Origin of the sequence: Gemmiger sp. An50, assembly GCF_002161595.1 — a bacterium.
Taxonomy (GTDB): Bacteria; Bacillota; Clostridia; order Oscillospirales; family Ruminococcaceae; genus Allofournierella.
The window spans coordinates 81,472-98,459 of sequence record NZ_NFID01000013.1 but is presented as its reverse complement, the minus strand read 5'-3'; the positions used below and the strand labels follow the sequence as shown (position 1 = coordinate 98,459).

The window sequence follows — 16,988 nt, the reverse complement described above, 5'->3', positions numbered from 1 at the left end:
TTTTTGTGATATGAACCAAAAAGCGCAGCCAATCCTTTGTGGATTGGCGAGCATTTTTGGAAAACAGCACGGAAAATTTTGGCGTGATACGCCGCCTGAGGCATTCGCCGTGAATTGTGCGGTGTTTCCTTCATTCTTTTTGCCCTTTGGGCGGCGTTTGCATGCAATTTTATACTTTTTCTGTTCCCGAGGTGTTCTCCTGCACGGGCCCCAGGGCATTGAGCGCCTGTTTCAGGATGTCCAGCGGCTTTTCGCCGGAGGCCACCCGCACCGCCAGATAGGGCTTGGCGCTGCTGTTCACGGTGATTCGCCCGGGCAGAGCCGCCACCGCCAGCTTGATGCGCTGAGCGTTCAGCGTGTCGGAATAGAGGATCAGCGCGTCCCGCTTCTGGCCGATTTCATAGATACCGGCCCGGGCGGCGCTCACACGCACCAGCGAGATGTCCACCAGGCCCGCCACGCTGGCAGGCACGTCGCCGTACCGGTCGATCAGCTCGTCCAGCACGTCCTGGGCGTCCTCCTCGGTCTCGATGGCGGCAATGCGCTTGTAGGCCTCGATGCGGCCCGCCGCCTCGGCGATGTACCGCTCGGGGATGTAGGCGTCCACCGTGATGTCGATCAGGCATTCGCTCTTATCCGGCTGCAGCTCCTCGCCCTTGGCCATGGCAATGGCGTTGTTCAGGATCTTCACATACAGGTCGTAGCCCACAGCCTCCATGTGGCCGTGCTGGCTCTGGCCCAGCAGGTTGCCCGCGCCCCGAATCTGCAAATCCCGCATGGCGATGCGGAAGCCGGAGCCGAAGCTGGTGAACTCGCGAATGGCGGAAAGCCGCTTGGCGGCCACATCGGTGAGCACCCGGTCCCGCTGGAAGGTGAAGTAGGCGTAGGCCTTGCGGCCGGAACGACCCACCCGGCCCCGAATCTGATACAGCTGGGCCAGGCCCATCTTGTCGGAATCCTCGATGATGAGGGTGTTGCAGTTGCGCACGTCCACACCGGTCTCGATCAGTGTGGTGCAGACCAGCACGTCGATCTCGCCGTCCAGCAGCTGCTGCCACACCTTGGACAGCTGCTCCTCGGTCATCTTGCCGTGGGCGGTGGCGATGCGGGCGCCGGGCACCATCTGCCCCACCATTCCGGCGCAGGCGTCGATGCTGTCCACCCGGTTGTGCAGGTAGTAGACCTGACCGCCCCGGGCCAGCTCCTTTTTGATGGCCTCGGCCACAATGGTCCGGTCGTATTCCATCACATAGGTCTCGATGGGCTGGCGCTCCACCGGCGGCTCCTCGATGGTGCTCATGTCCCGGATGCCGCTCATGGCCATGTTCAGGGTGCGGGGAATGGGCGTGGCGGACAGGGTGAGCATATCCACCCCGATGAAGGCCTCCTTCAGCTTCTCCTTGTGCTTGACGCCGAAGCGCTGCTCCTCGTCGATGATCACAAGCCCTAAGTCTTTGAACTTCACGTCGTCGCTCAGCAGCCGGTGGGTGCCCACCACCACGTCCACGGTGCCCTCCTTCAGGCCCCGCAGGGTGTTCTTCTGCTGGGTGGGGGTGCGGAACCGGCTGAGCAGCCCGGCCTTCACCGGGAAGGCCTCCATCCGGGCCAACAGACCGTTGTAGTGCTGCCAGGCCAGCAAAGTGGTGGGGGCCAGAATGGCGCACTGCTTGCCGCCCATGATGCACTTGAAGGCCGCCCGCAGGGCCACCTCGGTTTTGCCCACGCCCACGTCGCCGCAGAGCAGGCGGTCCATGGGCCAGGGCTTTTCCATATCCTTTTTGATCTCGGCGGCGGCGGTGAGCTGGTCGCCGGTCTCGTCGTATTCAAAGCGAGTCTCAAAGTCCCGCTGCCAGTCGCTGTCCTCCGGGAAGGCGAAACCCTTGGCCTGCCGCCGCTTGGCGTACAGCTCGATTAGCTCCTGGGCCATCTCGGCGGCGGCGGTCTTCACCCGGCGGCGGGTCTTGGCCCACTCCGTGCCGCCTAATTTCGCCAGCTTCACCTTGTCGGAATCGCCGGGGGCGGTGTAGCGGCTGAGCAGGTCCAGCTGGGTGACCGGCACATACAGGGTGTCGCCCTTGTCGTAGCTGATTTTCAGGTAGTCCTTCACCACCCCCTGCACTTCCAGCCGCTGGATGCCGGTGTACATGCCGATGCCGTGGTTCTGGTGCACCACATAGTCGCCGGGCTTGATGTCGGTCAGGCTGGAAAGAGCGTCCTTATTCTTCTTTTTGGCAGGCTTTTTGCCGGTGTCGGCACTGCCCGCCTTGCGGCTGGTGAAGAGGGCGTATTTGGCAAAGGGAAACTCCGCGCCGCCGGTCAGATGCCCCGGGCGCACCGCAACCACACCCGGGCCGGGCAATACGTCCTTGGCGGCAGTGGCAGCAAAGCCCTTGGCCGCCAGGTCCTTGGCCAGGGCCGCCGCGGCGCGGGAGGTGCCCGCCAGCAGCTCCACCACGTAACCCTGTTTGGTCAGCGGCTCCAGGTCCTCGGCCAAGGCGGCCACCTCGCCGCTGAAGGGCGGGTGGGCATGGGCCGGGGCATTTACAATGTCCTTCAGCTTTACCTCCGGCATGGTGCGGGCAAAGTTCTCGCAGCACAGGCTGGGCATGCTGTCCACCGCATGCATCAGATCCGGCAGGTCCTGATACAGCACGTCCAGCCCCGGGCAGAGCAGGCCCTCCTCAAACAGGCCCTTCATTTCCTCGGTGCGGCGGAACTGGGTAGCCTTGTGGGCTTCCCGGATGGCGCTGGGCTCCTCCAGCACCAGAATGGCGTTGTCGAAGTAATCCAGCAGAGTAGCGGGCTTGGGGTACCGGATGCCCAGGTACTTGTCCAGCGCCTCGGGCACAAGGCCCGCGTCCAGCTGGGCAAGGTCCGCCTCCATGGCCTTTTCCATGGCGCTGGCCCGGCGGCCCTTCTGGGCGGCAAGAGCACTGCGCAAAGCGGCGGCAGTCTCGGCCGCGTCGCCGAACAGCACCTCCCGGGCGGGCGAGATGTACACCTTCTCCAGCGCATCGTCCCGGCGCTGGCTGAGGATGTCGAAGCTGTTCAGGGTGTCGATCTCATCGCCCCAGAACTCGGCCCGGGCAGGGGCCTTGGAGTCGGGCGGGAACACGTCCACAATGCCGCCCCTCACGCTGAACTGGCCGGGGCCTTCCACCTGGCTGCGCCGGTGGTAGCCCGCCGCCAGCAGTCGGGCGGCCAGCTCCTTCACCGGGATGGTCATGCCCGGCTTTAAGGTCAGGGTGTTGGCGCAGAACTCGGCTTTGGGCACAGTGTATTGCAGCAGGGCCTCAGCGGGCACGCACACCGCCCGTAGGCGGCCGCCCACCAGATCGCCCAGCACCGCCAGGCGGCGGTACTCGTATTCTCTGCCCGCACCCTCGATGGGCCGCAGAAGAAAATCCCGGGGCGGGAAAACCGCGGCGGGCATGCCCAGCGCCTCCAGGTCCTGGGCAAAGCGGGTGGCCTCGGCCTCGCCGGGGGTCACCACCAGCAGGCTGCGGCCGCCGTCGGCCGCCAGCTCGCTCAAAATGCGGGCGTGGGCCACCGGAGGCATGCCGAACAATGCCGCCGCGCCGGGGGTCTGCAGCGCCGTTTGCAGGCGCTTGTATTCCGCTGTGTGTTTGAAGCTCTCGAACATGGGGTGTCCTTTCTGTTTTCTGCCGTTTTCGGGCAGCACCATTTGCCCCGGCCCTCTCGGGGGCCAGGGGGTCCTGCGGGCCACATGCCCGCTTTTTTCGGTTCTACCTAAATTATAAAAGAAAACCGCCGCCGGGGCCAGTCGTTTTTTGCCTCGGGGCGGTTTTCTTTTGTGTTTTCTTTTTGGTTTTACTTTTTCTCGTTCAGATAGCGGGGCAGCACGAAGAAATACAACCCGCCGCCCACGAAGAAGATCAGCAGCAGGCTCAGAATGCCCCAGGGCGCGGCCGCGGTGTCCACCTGGGCCAGCACCTCGGCGCTGGCGGTAGCACGGGTCAGGCCCATCTTGTTCAGCGCCACGCCCGAAGCAATGGCGCTGCTCCAGCCCACCAGGGCCGGGCCCATGATGGCGCTGAACTTGCCGAAAATATCGTAGAAGCCGAAGAACTCGCCGCTGCGCTTTTTGTCCGGGATCATCTTACCGAACATGCTGCGGCTCAGCGCTTGGATGCCGCCCTGGCTGGTGGCCACCATGATGGCCATGACCCAGAACTGCCAGACCTCCCGCAGGAAGAAGCCGAAAATGGTCACGCCCACATAGATGCAGATGCCCACACCCACCATCGCGCGGGCGCCGAACTTTTCGCTGGCCTTGATGTACAGCAGGCAGAAGGGCAGGCCCAGCACCTGCACCAGCAGCAGCGCCAGCAGCATGCTGGTGGAATCCAGGCCCAGGGTGTCACCGTAGCTGGTGGACATATGAATGATGGTGTTCACGCCGTCGATGTAGAAGAAGTAGGCGATCAGATACACGAACATGGCCTTGTGATGGAAGATCTCCTTCACGGTACCGGCCAAGCCCCGCAGCGCGTGACCCACAGCGCCCTTGGTCTTTTCGTTGTAGCTCTTCTGCTCCACATTTTTCAGCAGAGGGATACTGAACACCAGCCACCACACGGCGGTCAGACCGAAGGCGAAGGACAGGCAGAACAGCATCTTATCGCTGCCCAGCACCAGGTTCAGAATCAGGAACACCAGCAGCGGGATGGTGGAGCCGCCGATGTAGCCCATGCCGTAACCCATGGTGGACACCTTGTCCATCCGGTCCTCGGTGGTCACGTCGTTCAAGAAGCTGTCGTAATACAGGTTTGCGCCCGCGAAGCCGATGGTGGACAGAATGTACAGTGCCAGCACCGCCATGCCCACCTTTTCCGCCATGCCCGGCTCCATGAAGTTCATCATGGGGGTGGCGGCCATCACCGCACAGGACACAACGCCCACCAGCATAAAGCCCACAAACAGCTTTTTGCGCATGCCCTTGAAGTCGCCGAACACGCCCAGCACCGGAGCCAGCAGCGCCACGATGGCCATGGCCGCGCTGGTGGCGTAGCCCCAGGTGCTCATGCCGGAAGCGGAGTCCGCCATGTAGCCCACCACCGTATTGTAGAAGATGGGCAGAATGGTAACCACGATCACCGAATGGGCGCTGTTGGCCCAGTCGTACATCATCCAGCTCTTTTCTTCCTTGGTATATCCTTTGAGCAGTTTCATTTTTCTCACCTTTCCACCGGGCCGAAATCCGCCGCGGCAACTGTTCAAACTTTTGAAGTAATCCATGTTCAGTGTAGCATGGGCCGGACCAAAGTACAACCAAAAACCATTTTACAAATGCGTTTATTTTTTAACAGATCGGGCGTTTGTTGTTTGACATCTCCCCCGGGATATTGTATCGTAAGCTTATACTTTTTCCGGGCAAGCCCGCGAGGCAACGAGGAGGAAACACCATGGCGCAGCGAAAACTGTTTTGTGAATACGGTCCGGTGTGCTACTGGATCGCGCTGCGTAAGGAACGGTTTCTGCGCCGGGTGCGGGACCTGACCGGCCGCCAGCGGTTCGCAAATACCCGGCAGGCCGAGCCGCTGCCTGCTCTGGTGAAGGGCCACTGCTCGGTGATCCGCCGCCGGCTGGCTGGGGTGGCCCCCCGGCTGCAGGAGGGCAAGGCCCGCAATCTGGAGCTGGCTGCCGCGAAGGTGAACGGGCTGATCATCGCCCCGGGCGAGACCTTTTCCTTCTGGCGCACGGTGGGCAACGCCACCCGCCGCAAGGGCTACCAGGAAGGACTGACCATCTCCGGCGGCAATCTGGGCCGAGGCATCGGGGGCGGGCTGTGCCAGCTGGCGAACCTGATCCACTGGCTGGTGCTGAACAGCCCCCTCACCGTCACCGAGCTGCACCACCATTCCGACGCGTTGTTCCCGGATGAGCGGCGTACCGTGCCCTTTGGCACCGGCACCTCGGTGTTTTACAACAATGTGGACTACCGCTTCCGCAACGATACCGGCCAGCCGGTGCAGCTGCTGGTCTGGCTGCGGGAGGATGAACTCTGCGGCGAGCTGCGCTGCCTGCAGCCCTTCCCCTGCCGCTACCGGCTGGTGGAGGAAAACAGCCACTACGCCCGCCTGGAGGGCGGCTACTACCGGCTGAGCCAGGTGTACAAGCTCACCATCGACCGGGCCAGCGGCGCGGTGCTGCGCCGGGACCTGATTCTGGACAACCGGTCCCGGGTGCTGTTTGACCCGGCGCTGATTCCTCCCGAAGAGCTGCGCGAGGAGGACGGCGGCCGCTGGTGCCGCCCCACCCAAAAGGAGAATGCTTTGTGAACGAACAAATTTGTTTGACCGATCTTATGGAACACTGCGCCAAAAGCCCCCATCTGGCCGCCTACGAAAGCGGCGGATGGGGGCTTAGCTACGGCCAGCTGGTCACCCGTGCCCGGGTGCTGGCCGCCGCACTGGAACAGCTTTGGCCGGGCGAAGGCCCCATTCTGCTCTATGGCCACAAGCAGCCCGCCCTGCCGGTGGGCATGCTGGCCTGCCTGCTGGCGGGCCGGGCCTATGTGCCCTGTGACGAAAGCTGGCCCGCCGCCCGGGTGGAGGCGGTGTTCCGTCAGGCGGGCGCCGCCGCCCTGCTGTTTGCGGACGAAGCCCCTGCCCCCTGGCCGGAGCAGCTGCCCACCGCACCCCTCTGGCCCATGTGTGAGCCGGGCATCATCGAACCGCTGGCCGCGCCCCGGCCCTGCGGCCCGGAACAGACCGCCTATATCCTGTTTTCCTCCGGCAGCACCGGCCAGCCCAAGGGCATCCCGGTGCCCCGGCGAGCCGTGGCGAATTTCGCCCGCTGGCTCACCGCCCAGCCCGCGCTGGCCCTTTCCCCCGGCGAAACGGTGGTGGGGCAGGCGACCTTTTCTTTCGATCTCTCGCTGGCGGACCTGACCCTTGCCTTCTGCGGGCAGGGACGGCTGGTGAGCCTGACCCGCGAGGAGCTTGCCGACCCGGCCCTGCTGTTCCGGCGGCTTAGCGCCAGCGGTGCGGCGGTGCTGGTCTGCACCCCCACCTTCCTGGAGCTGTGCCTGTGCGACAGGGACTTTTCTCCCGCGCTGATGCCCAAGCTGCGGGCGGTGTTCTGCTGCGGCGAGGCGCTGCCAAGGCCTGCGGCGGAAAAATTCCTGGCCCGTTTTCCAGGCGTGGCCCTGTTGAACGCCTACGGTCCCACCGAAGCCGCCTGCGCGGTGTGTGCGGTGAATGCTGCCGACGCCCTGGCCGCCTTTGCCGAAGGCCCTCTGCCGGTGGGCCTTGCGGCGGATGCGGCGGTGGAGATCGCCGCCCTCAGCCCGGAGGGCACCGTGCTGGCCGAGGGCGAACCCGGCGAGCTGGCCCTGCGGGGCGTGAGCGTATTTTCCGGCTACCTGCCCGGCAGCGGCGATGCCCGGTTTTCCGGCGACTGGTACCGCACCGGCGACAGCGGTTTTGTACGGGATGGCCACGTCTGGTGCACCGGACGCCTGGACGATCAGCTGAAATACTGCGGCTGGCGTATCGAGCCCGGCGAGGTGGAAGCCGCGCTGCGCACCCTGCCCGGCGTGGAGCGGGCAGCGGTGCTGCCCCAGCGTGCACCGGACGGCCGGGTGCGCCGGATCTGTGCCTTTTTGCAGGCGACGGAAACCGCCCGCCTGCCGGACGACGAAGTCCGCCGTCTGCTGGCCCTGCGCTTGCCCGCCTACATGCTGCCCGGCCGCTTTGTCTGGCTGGAGGAGCTGCCGGTGACGGAAAACGGCAAGTGCGACCGGGCACACCTGGCCCGGGAATTTCTGCGTTAAGCGTCAAAAGGAGGTTTTTCCATGCAACTGACCGACGATATGATCCTGAATCTGATCGTCCAGGCCTGCGGCACACCCCGGGCGCTGGAGGAGGGCGTGGACCTGATCGAGAGCGGGCTGATGGATTCCCTGGCCCGTATCACCCTGTTCGAGGGACTGGAGGACCTGGGCGTGGAGCTCTCGCCCACTCAGCTTTCCCCCGATGCGCTGCACAGCGCACAGACTATCCTTTCCGCCGTGCGTGCGGCGCTGTGACCCTGCTTTTCCCTGTTTTGATGGAGTAACATGATATGAATTCTTCGATTTCCCTGACGTCTGCCGCCGAAAAACACGGCTGGCGGACCTTCGTGCCCTTTGCCGCCTCCTCGCTGGTTTCCTCCGGGGTGGACCTGGGGGCGTTCTGGCTGCTGTGCTGCGCGCTGCGGCCTTATCTGCCGGAGGCGGTCTACATCACCGCCGCAACAATTGCGGCGCGGGTGCTCTCCAGCCTGATGAACTATCTGATCAACTATTTCTTTGTGTTCCAGAGCCAGGCCGCCCACCAGCGCAGCGCCACCCTCTACACCATTCTCACCGTGCTCAAAACCCTGGCCAGCGCATTTTTGGTTGCGCTGCTGGTTTCGTTTGTGCCCGCCCTTCCGGAACTGGGCGCCAAAATCCCGGTGGACGTGGCCCTTTTCGTAATCAATTATCTGGTACAGAACGCCTTCGTCTACTGATTTTTCCAAAAAAGAAGCCCCGCCGGGCATGCGCTTTTCGCGCAGCCCTGGCGGGGCTTTTTCTGCATGATTCGATTGTCCGGCGCTCAGCCGTTCTCCACCGCGGCCACTTCCGCGCTGGTCTCGCTGGATTCTTCCACGGCACTCTCCACCGGCTCCTCTTCCGGCTGAGGCTCCTGCAGCTCGGTCTGCGCCTTTTCGGCCAGATAAGCCTTCAGATTAGCCTCATCCCACCAGGTGTAGCTGTCGTCCTCCCAGTAGCGCACCATGTGGGTCACCCGCCCGGCCAGCTCCTGAGCGCTGGCGTTCATCTGGAACACACCGCCGATCTGCAGCTCCCACTGGTCATCCTCGTTCTCCGAGCGGAAATTCACCTGATTCACACCCAGCTCCCGCAGGGTAGGCAGCATCTGGGCGCAGGCCTCGGCGAAAGCATTCTCGTCCGCATAAGTCCCGGCAAGTGTCAGGTTTACCCGCACCCAGTCCTCGGTTTTCAGATCCGCCAGAGTCATTTCCTTATCAAACTCCATCCGGCTCAGATCCACCGAGCTGTAGCCGTCCAGCACACTGCCGACGGGCAGCTTCTCCTGCAGCTGCTGCTCCAGCTCCTGTTCCAGCCGCCGCTCGGTGTATTCCCGGTCCGGCCCGTAGTAGCGCAGCAGGATGGGCACCGTGGCCGCGGCCATGCTGGCGCAGATAAGCACAAAGCAGACGAACATGCTCAGCAGGTCGTATTTCAGCTGGGCGTCGCCCTTACGGGCGTTGGCCCACAGCACCTCCACACCCAGGGCCACCAGCACCAGCGGCGCCAGCTTGGCCACAGTGAACAGAGGGAAGTCCTTCAATACCATGCTGGCAGCAATACAGCCACCGGTGAGGATCAGCGCAATGCCCAGGGTGAAAAAGCCTACCCGGCGCACCTTGGGCTGAGCGGGGCGGCTCTGCTTCTCCCGCCGGGGCTGCCGGACGTATTCCGGCGCGGCTGCCTTCTCGTCTGCCTGCTGTCCGGCCTGCGCAGTTTCCTCCATGGGGGTCATGGGTTCAAAATCCGTATTATTCATTGCCTGTTCCTCTCTCATTCGCCCTTGTATTCGGTAAAGTCCTCATCCAGCTCCTGGGGCAGCTCGCCGCCCTTTTTCGGGCCGGAGCCCCGGATCAGGCGCACGCCCGCATACACAAAGATCACCGAAACCACCAAAGTGGGCAGGTTGTTGATAAGGGAACGCACCGCGTTCACTACCGGGTTGTCGTAGCCGAAGATGTCGGCCAGATCCCACACCCAGGGATAGATGAAGTTGGAGTACAGGCCCCAGACGCCCAGCAGCACCAGGCCCCAGCCCACCAGATTGTGGCGCTGCATGGCCAAACGGGCAAAGCCTTTCACCTCGTCCAGGTCGAACTGGTAATCGTCCGGCGGGCAGATGCCCATCTTCAGCTGAGCACGCAGGTTCAGCGAATCGAAGAAGCTGTACATATACACCACAGCGGCAAATACCGCGATGGGTCCGAAGAGCCCGGCACCCAAAGCAATGAGCAGCACGAAGGCCGTCATCTGAGAAAGGCCGCGCTTCATGTATCCCTGATACATCTGCCCCGCGCCCGGGATGAAAGAAAAGCAAAAGGTCAAAAATCCATTTTTGATCATATTGTCACACGCTCCCATTTTCAGTCGTTTTGATCAGTTATCCTGCCGGTCAAGGAACTGGCTCAGCCACTGGCCCAGCCCGCCGTCCTTTTCCTGGTCCGGCTCCTCGTCCAGCTCTGGCTCCTCCAGCTGGTGGAGATCGTTGGGCCGGTGCTCCGGTCCGAGGCCGTTGTCCGGCCGGGCGGGTTTGCCCTCAATGCGCTCCAGCAGCTGGCCCAACGGGCCAGGCTCCTGCGCCTGTGCGGTCTGCTCCAGAGCGGGCGGCTGGATGGCCAGCGCCTCCATCGCCCCACCGAACACACCACTGTACCACAGGCCCGCGGTGATGACCACCGCTGCCGCCGCGGCCGCGTACCGGTTCCAAACGTTCTTTACCGCCCGGCGGCGCAGCTTGCGCATTACCGGCAGGGTCACATCCTGCTCCGGCTCCTCCAGCACATCCCCGGTGAGCAGCGCGGTATACCGCGTCAGGCACTCGTCGCAGAAGCTCAGGTGCTCCGCGGCTTCCAGCCGCTGCATCTCATCCAGCGTCCCGTCGATGAGAGCCTGCAGTCCCTCGTCGCTCAGATGGCCGGTTTGTAAAAACAGTTCCGTCATTGCGCCTGTCTCCTTTCTGTGATCTGCTGCTGCAGCAGGCGCTTGGCCCGATACAGCTGGGTGTGCACCGTTTTGGGCGGGCGGCGCAGGGCGCGGGCGATTTCATCCACACTGCGCTCCTGCAAGAAATACATCACCGATACCTGGTAATAGGGCTCCCGCAGGTCCTTCACCATCTGGCGGATGGCCTCGGCCTCCGTCTCGCTCACGGTCAGGTCCTCCGGCCCGGGGGGCGCAGCGCCCACCGCCGCCGTTTCCGGCATGGCCTCGTCGCCGGGGGCGGTCACCCGCCGGTTCCAGGCGCTCTTCAGATGGTCGCGGGCTTTATTGGCCGCGATGCGGGCCAGCCAGGGCTTGTAGTGTTCGGGAGGGCAGTCGTCCATGTGGGAAAAGGCCGCCACGAAGGTATCCTGGGTAAGGTCTTCCGCCAGCTGGTGATCCCGTACCAGCTGGTAGCACACGGTATAGACCAGCTTCTGATACTGCTCCACCAGTGTGCTGAACTGTGCATTGGTCACTCGGCTGAACGCCCCCCTTCCCTTACTTGTTTGCCCCTTCGCCGAATAAAACGAACCTGAAAGGAGGTTTTCTTCACAAATGTAAAGAATTTTTTAACTCTCACAAAAAAACGAGCAGGCGGCGCGCCGCTTGCTCGTTTTCTGTGGTTTGGAATCAGGCCTCTTCCTTGCTGCCCATGAGCCAGGTGACCCAGGCGCCCAGTACCGCCAGCACCAGGCCCACCACCAGCTCCACCACCGAGAAGCCGCTCAGGGCGTCGGCGGAATAGAGGATGGCAAAGGGAGAGGAAACGATCAGGCCAATGATGGCCGCGAAGGTCTGGCTGGGGAAGCGCTGGAACAGATACTCAATGATCTTGGCGATCAGGAAGATGCCCAGCACCACGCCCACGCCGAAGGGAGCCAGCAGCAGGCAGTTGTTGACCACACCGCCCAGGTCCATATCCTTGAGCATGGTCACGGTGCCGGTGACCAGTGCCAGGATGGTGCTGTAATAGCCCAGCACCATCAGCACCATGCTGCCGGACACACCGGGGATGACCATGGTGGCGCTGGCGATCAGGCCCAGCAGGAACAGCACCACGATGGTGCCGGGGTTCAGGGTCAGGGTCTTCACCGCGCCCTCGGAACCCTGCAGCAGAGGCAGGCCCACGCCGATGGCCAGCAGCACCAGAAAGCTGATGACCTCGCCCGCACCGATGCGGCGGCTGGGCTTTTTGGCCACGTTGTTCTTCAAGTTCATCCACAGGATGGGCAGGCCGCCCAGGATCAGGCCCACAAAGGTCAGGCAGGTGGCCAGCACATGGGCCTCCAGCAGGTACTCCAGCAAAAAGCCGAAGCCCACGATGCCGATGCCCATGCCGATGCCCAGAGGGATCAGCAGCTTCATGCTGTCCTTAAAATGCTTGAACAGGCCGGTGACCGCGCTGATCAGCTTGTCGTAGATGCCCATGGACACCGCCATGGTGCCGCCGGACACGCCGGGAATGACGTTTGCGATACCGATCACGATACCGCGCAGGATATCCAGTAAAGCTTTCATAATAAACCGCGTTTCCTTTCTTATGGATCAGGGGTTTCTCTCGTTCTCGTTCAGGCTCCTTGTTTTGGGCCTGACCTTTTTACTATACTCTATCCCGCCGCCGCATGCAAGCCGGAGCAGGGATTTTCTTCCATTTCCCGGCTGTTTTGACGGCAAAAGCCTGCAAACCTGGCCAAAAGGAAAATTAACTTGCATTTAACATTAGCTTGCAGGAAAAACTTACATTTTCTCTGGTACACTGAACATGCACCCGGACAACGGGCAGCAAACTGCTTTGAGACTGAGAAGGAAAAACGGGAGGAATCCATCCATGAATGCATCGCAAAAGGCGGCTGCCACCCAGTCGCAGAAACTGATGATTTTTGTTCTGTCCATGTCGCTTTACGGCCTGGCTACTCTGTTCACCGAGCTGATCCCCAAATTTCAGGTGGGTCTTGTGGAGTTTTCGGTGGAATATTTTCTGTTCATCCCCCTTACCCTGGCCATGCTGTTCGACCCGCTGAGCGCGGCGCTGGGCGCTTCCACCGGTGAGCTGGTCTTCAGCGAGATCATGCTGGGCCAGTTCGGCGGCCTGGGCGAGCTGGAGAAGTTCATCACCGTGGCCATCGGCGTATACATCGCCGGCCGTCTGGTGAAGGACCCCCGCAACAAGCTGGCGGTGGGTGCCGCCGCTCTGTTCGGCACTGGCCTGCAGCTGTTCATGGGCGCTGTGGTGGACATCCTGAAGGTCCAGTTCGCCGTGGAGGATTTTGAGGCCGTGGCCGGTCTGCCCGAGAGCGTGTTCGCCACCGAGGGCTTCGCCTTCCTGAACGATTTCCTGTTCAGCGGCATCCTGTTCTGCATGCTGCCCACCCTGTATCTGGTTCCCCGCCTGTACGGCAAGATCGAACCTCTGCTGGGCATGGCTCCCCGCACTGCGGGCGCTGCCGGTGGCGTGGACCTGCGCATTGCCGGTGTGTGCGTGGCCGGCTTTGCTCTGGCGGTTGCCGCTGAGCTGGCTGCCACCGCGGGCATGGCCCTGATCGACTGGGAGGCCAGCTGGGCCGAGAGCGGCACCGCAATGGCCGCCGGCATGGTGGTCGCCGCCGCTCTGGCCGTGATCGTGCTGCTGGTGATGAAGAAGAACAGTGAAAGGAACGTGGCTGGCTGATCATGAACGCAGTGGAGATCCAACACCTGACCTACACCTACCCCGGGGCGGAGAAGCCCACCCTGAACAATCTTTCCCTCACCGTGGAGCAGGGCGATTTCCTGGCCATTGTGGGCAACAACGGCTGCGGCAAAAGCACCCTGTGCAAGGTGCTCAACGGCCTGATCCCCCATTTCATCACCGGCGAATTTGAAGGTCTGGTGACGGTGGACGGGCAGGACACCCTGAGCGCCGACGTGGGAGAGCTGGCCCGGAAGGTGGGCTACGTTTACCAGGATTTTGAAAATCAGATTGTCCGCCCCACCGTGTTGGACGACGCCTCCTATGCCTGCCTGAACTACGCCTGCCCTGATTATAAGGATCGGGGCAGGCGCGCTTTGGCCCAGTGCGGGCTGGAGGGGCGTGAGGAGGAGTACGTGTGGCAGCTGTCCGGCGGGCAGACCCATCTGCTGGCGCTGGCGGGGGCGGTGTCGCTGCAGCCGGGCATCCTGATTCTGGACGAGCCCATCGCCCAGCTGGACCCCATGCACGCCGACCGCATCTATGAGGTGCTGCGGGACCTGAACCAAAACCATGGCAAGACCATCATCGTGATCGAGCATCACACCGAGTACATTGCCGACTACTGCAAGAATGTGCTGCTTTTGAAGGACGGCCAGGTGCAGTGGAAGCTGCCCACCGAAAAAGCTTTGCAGCGGGTGGATGAGCTGGAGGGCTGCAACATCTTCCCGCCCCAGGTGACCCAGGCGGGCCGCCTGCTGCAAAAGCGGGGCCTGCTGGCAGAGGACGCCTGCCTGCCCACCACCGTGGAAGCCGGAGCCGCCTGCTTTTCCGCCCTTCCCTTTCATCTGCCTGTCACCCGGCCTGCGCCCGCGGCAAGTGAGGCGGCGGAGGCGGTGAAATTCGAGAACATCCAGTTGCGCTACCGCTCGGTGAAGGGCGAGGCCCGCACAATTTTTGACGGGCTGAACCTGACGGTCCGCCAGGGCGAGCGGGTGGCGCTGATCGGCTCCAACGGGGCGGGCAAATCCACCCTGATGAAGCTGATGGTAGGCCTGCTGCGCCCCGCCGAGGGACAGGTGAGCCTGCTGGGACAGCCGGTGGGCGACCGCCGGGCCGAGGAGCTGGGGCGGCTGATCTCGCTGGTCTACCAGAACCCGGAGGAAATGTTCATCAAAGACTCCATCCGCGCGGACATTGCCTATGCCATGCAGGTGCGGGGCGTGCCGGACTGGCAGACCCGCTGCGATGAGCTGCTGGCCCGGTTCCGGCTCACCGAGTTAGCTGACCGGGACGGCCGCCTGCTCTCCGGCGGTCAGATGCGCCGGGCGAGCCTTGCCATCGGCGTGGCGCTGAACCCGGCCATCCTGCTGCTGGACGAGCCCACCGCCAACCTGGACATCGCCACCCGCCGGGAGATCCTGGGCGTGCTGGAAGAGATGAAGGACGTGATCCACACCGCCATCATCGCCACCCACGACATGCAGCTGGTCTGCCAGTGGGCGGACCGGATCATCGTGCTCTGCCAGGGTCAGGTGATCGCCGACGGTCCCCGGGACGAGATTTTCGCCCGGCAGGATGTGATCGACCGGGTGGGCATCCGCCCGCCGGAGATTTTCGCCATGGCCCGCCGCCTGGACCCCGCCGCCCGCTGCTACACCGTGAACGATTTTGTGAACGCCTTCAAGGAGGCCGAATAAACTATGCTGAACAAACTTTCGGAAAACATCCTGGACAAATTCTCCATGGATTTTCTGCGCAACCAGGTGCTGAAAAACGCCTACGGCAACGACGATACCCCCATTGCCGCCCTGGACCCCCGGGTGCTGCTGGTGTGGTATCTGTTCTTCGGTCTGGTGCCCTGGTTCGTGAACGATCTGCCCTTTCTTCTGGGCTGCTTCGTGCTGGTGACCATCACCACCCTGCTGGCGAAGGTGGCCGGGCTGGTGCTGTTTCTGTTCGGCCTGGGCGTTTTCTCCCAGACCGGCTATCTGTTCCTAGTCACCCTGCTGTTCGGAGGCGACGCCTCCGCGGTGGCTCCGCTGCTGGTGCTCACCCTGAAGGTGGCCACTATCTCGCTGGCCTCCATCACGGTGTTTTCCGGCCTGGACCCGGACCGGCTGAGCAACGGCCTTATGTGGTTCGGCTGCCCGGAGCGGCTGAGCTTTTCCATCTCCTACGCCTACCGGATGCTGCCCATGCTGATGGAGGAATTCCAGAATGTGCTGCTCTCCTTCCGGCTGCGGGGCAATCCCCCCGCCCACGAGAGCCTTTGGGGCAAGATCCGGTATCTTGCCTACCAGATCAAGGTGGTCATCTGGGCCTTCTATCCCCTGATGCTCAACACCGCCAAGCGCTCCCGCACCACGGTGGAGGCGCTGGAGCTGCGAGGCTACCGCTACGCCGCCGTGAACAAAGAGGTGAAAAAGATCAAGCTTTCCACCCTTCAGGTCCGTTACGATGACTGGCTGTTCCTGGCCATTTCCGCCTTGTGGGTCTGTCTCACGGTGTTTGTTTCCACCCTGCTGTGAGCCTTCCGGCTCCGTCCGATCCGCCGTTTCGAAAAAAGGAAGTGTTTTTGTTGCTGTTTGATTTCCACACCCACGGCAAGCTGGCCAAAAAGCTGCCGTTTTCCACCGCCTACACCGACTGGCTGTTCGGTGAGGCCCGCCGGGCCGGGCTGGACGGCCTGTGCCTGACCGAGCATTTCAACACCCTGCAGTTCGAGGACCTGTACGGCTATCTGGCCTCGGTGAGCCGCCGCACCGGCGACTGCCTGGTGCTGGAAAACGGCCTGCGGGTATTCCCCGGCATGGAGACCGACGTGGCCGAGTGCGGCCACATCCTGAGCATCGGCCCTCTGGAGGCCATTCTGGAGCTGAACCGCCGCCTTGCTCCCCACAAGGAACGGGGGCACTTCCCTCCTCTGGCCCAGCTTCTGGACCTGTTTGAGGAATATCCGGTGCTGGTGGGCTGCGGCCATCCCTATCGGGCGCCGGGCCATGTACCGGAGCAGCCCATCGAGCAGCTGCGCCGCTTTTCCTTCCTGGATATGAACGGCAAGGACATGGCCCTGGACCCGGAGCGCACCCGGGCACTGACCACCCGGCTGGGCAAGCAGCTGGGCATCCCGGTGGTGTCCGGCAGCGACACCCACCAGGCGGTGCAGTACGGCTGCATTGCCACCCGCTTTGAGCGGGAGTTCACCACCATCGACCAGCTGCGGCAGGAGATGAACGCCGGGCGCTATTCCATCGAGCTCAGCGAGCAGGCCTCCTTCCTGGTGCGCACTGCCGGACTGCTCAAGCGCTCGCTCAAGGAGATTCACGCGCTGGGCGGCGACTATGTGGAGGTGCTCACCAGTCAGGCCCCCGTATAAGATAAGCCCTCTTCCCCCGTACCGGGTTTCGTATGCCCGGCGCGGGGCTTTTTTACGCGCCTTTTTCTGGACAGGCCCCGCCCGCCGGGGGTATAATGCAACCAGCGGCCTTTTTTGCGGCCGCCCTTTCTGTGTACTTC

The 16,988-nt window shown here is 63.0% G+C and carries 15 protein-coding genes; 8 read left to right on the top strand and 7 right to left on the bottom strand.

Annotated features, from left to right (window positions below):
* Positions 1-169 precede the first annotated feature (169 nt).
* Both mfd and B5G03_RS11975 read right to left on the bottom strand, forming a co-directional pair.
* A complete protein-coding gene (gene mfd, locus B5G03_RS11980; RefSeq protein ID WP_087181948.1) occupies positions 170-3,643 on the bottom strand; it encodes a transcription-repair coupling factor in 3,474 nt (1,157 codons plus the stop codon).
* A 188-nt stretch (positions 3,644-3,831) separates the two neighbouring features.
* Positions 3,832-5,193 (bottom strand): MFS transporter, encoded by a 1,362-nt coding sequence (locus tag B5G03_RS11975; RefSeq protein ID WP_087181932.1) that lies wholly within the window; start codon positions 5,191-5,193, stop codon positions 3,832-3,834.
* A gap of 233 nt (positions 5,194-5,426) precedes the next feature.
* Here B5G03_RS11975 and B5G03_RS11970 point away from each other — a divergent pair, with 233 nt between their 5' ends.
* From B5G03_RS11970 to B5G03_RS11955, 4 genes are read left to right on the top strand one after another with little or no spacing between them, the layout of a single operon-like run.
* A complete protein-coding gene (locus B5G03_RS11970; RefSeq protein ID WP_087181931.1) occupies positions 5,427-6,302 on the top strand; it encodes a VanW family protein in 876 nt (291 codons plus the stop codon).
* The gene (locus B5G03_RS11965) at positions 6,299-7,798 is read left to right on the top strand and encodes an AMP-binding protein (RefSeq protein ID WP_087181930.1); all 1,500 of its coding nucleotides are present in this window, start codon (positions 6,299-6,301) and stop codon (positions 7,796-7,798) included. Before B5G03_RS11970 ends, B5G03_RS11965 begins: the two co-directional genes overlap by 4 nt.
* A 21-nt stretch (positions 7,799-7,819) precedes the next feature.
* The gene (locus tag B5G03_RS11960) at positions 7,820-8,053 is read left to right on the top strand and encodes a hypothetical protein (protein ID WP_087181929.1); all 234 of its coding nucleotides are present in this window, start codon (positions 7,820-7,822) and stop codon (positions 8,051-8,053) included.
* 35 nt (positions 8,054-8,088) lie between these two features.
* Positions 8,089-8,517: a GtrA family protein gene (locus B5G03_RS11955; RefSeq protein WP_087181928.1), complete on the top strand. Its 429-nt coding sequence runs from the start codon at positions 8,089-8,091 to the stop codon at positions 8,515-8,517.
* Between the two features lie 86 nt (positions 8,518-8,603).
* On the opposite strand, the gene B5G03_RS11950 is transcribed toward B5G03_RS11955, so the two are convergent.
* The 5 genes from B5G03_RS11950 to B5G03_RS11930 form a co-directional block, all read right to left on the bottom strand.
* Positions 8,604-9,578, bottom strand: a complete 975-nt coding sequence (locus B5G03_RS11950; protein ID WP_087181927.1) for a hypothetical protein — start codon at positions 9,576-9,578, stop codon at positions 8,604-8,606.
* Between the two features lie 14 nt (positions 9,579-9,592).
* Positions 9,593-10,105: a hypothetical protein gene (locus B5G03_RS11945; protein ID WP_140401689.1), complete on the bottom strand. Its 513-nt coding sequence runs from the start codon at positions 10,103-10,105 to the stop codon at positions 9,593-9,595.
* Positions 10,106-10,195: 90 nt separating this feature from the next.
* Positions 10,196-10,759, bottom strand: coding sequence for an anti-sigma factor (locus B5G03_RS11940; RefSeq protein ID WP_087181925.1), 564 nt, complete (start codon positions 10,757-10,759; stop codon positions 10,196-10,198).
* On the bottom strand, positions 10,756-11,277 hold the full coding sequence (locus B5G03_RS11935; RefSeq protein ID WP_242962435.1) for an RNA polymerase sigma factor: 522 nt from the start codon (positions 11,275-11,277) through the stop codon (positions 10,756-10,758). The genes B5G03_RS11940 and B5G03_RS11935 overlap by 4 nt, the downstream gene beginning before the upstream one ends.
* Positions 11,278-11,431: 154 nt before the next feature.
* Positions 11,432-12,319 carry a DUF368 domain-containing protein gene (locus B5G03_RS11930; RefSeq protein WP_087181924.1) on the bottom strand — a complete coding sequence of 296 codons (888 nt, stop codon included), beginning with the start codon at positions 12,317-12,319 and terminating at the stop codon, positions 11,432-11,434.
* Positions 12,320-12,629: 310 nt separating this feature from the next.
* On the opposite strand from B5G03_RS11930, the gene B5G03_RS11925 reads away from it, so the two are divergent.
* From B5G03_RS11925 to B5G03_RS11910, 4 genes are read left to right on the top strand one after another with little or no spacing between them, the layout of a single operon-like run.
* Entirely contained in the window at positions 12,630-13,469 is an 840-nt protein-coding gene (locus tag B5G03_RS11925; protein WP_087181923.1) for a DUF8171 family membrane protein, read from the top strand.
* Between the two features lie 2 nt (positions 13,470-13,471).
* On the top strand, positions 13,472-15,169 hold the full coding sequence (locus B5G03_RS11920; protein ID WP_087181922.1) for an ABC transporter ATP-binding protein: 1,698 nt from the start codon (positions 13,472-13,474) through the stop codon (positions 15,167-15,169).
* Between the two features lie 3 nt (positions 15,170-15,172).
* A complete protein-coding gene (locus B5G03_RS11915) occupies positions 15,173-16,000 on the top strand; it encodes an energy-coupling factor transporter transmembrane component T family protein (protein ID WP_087181921.1) in 828 nt (275 codons plus the stop codon).
* A 47-nt stretch (positions 16,001-16,047) separates the two neighbouring features.
* Positions 16,048-16,848, top strand: a complete 801-nt coding sequence (locus B5G03_RS11910; RefSeq protein ID WP_242962433.1) for a PHP-associated domain-containing protein — start codon at positions 16,048-16,050, stop codon at positions 16,846-16,848.
* Positions 16,849-16,988: the final 140 nt, after the last annotated feature.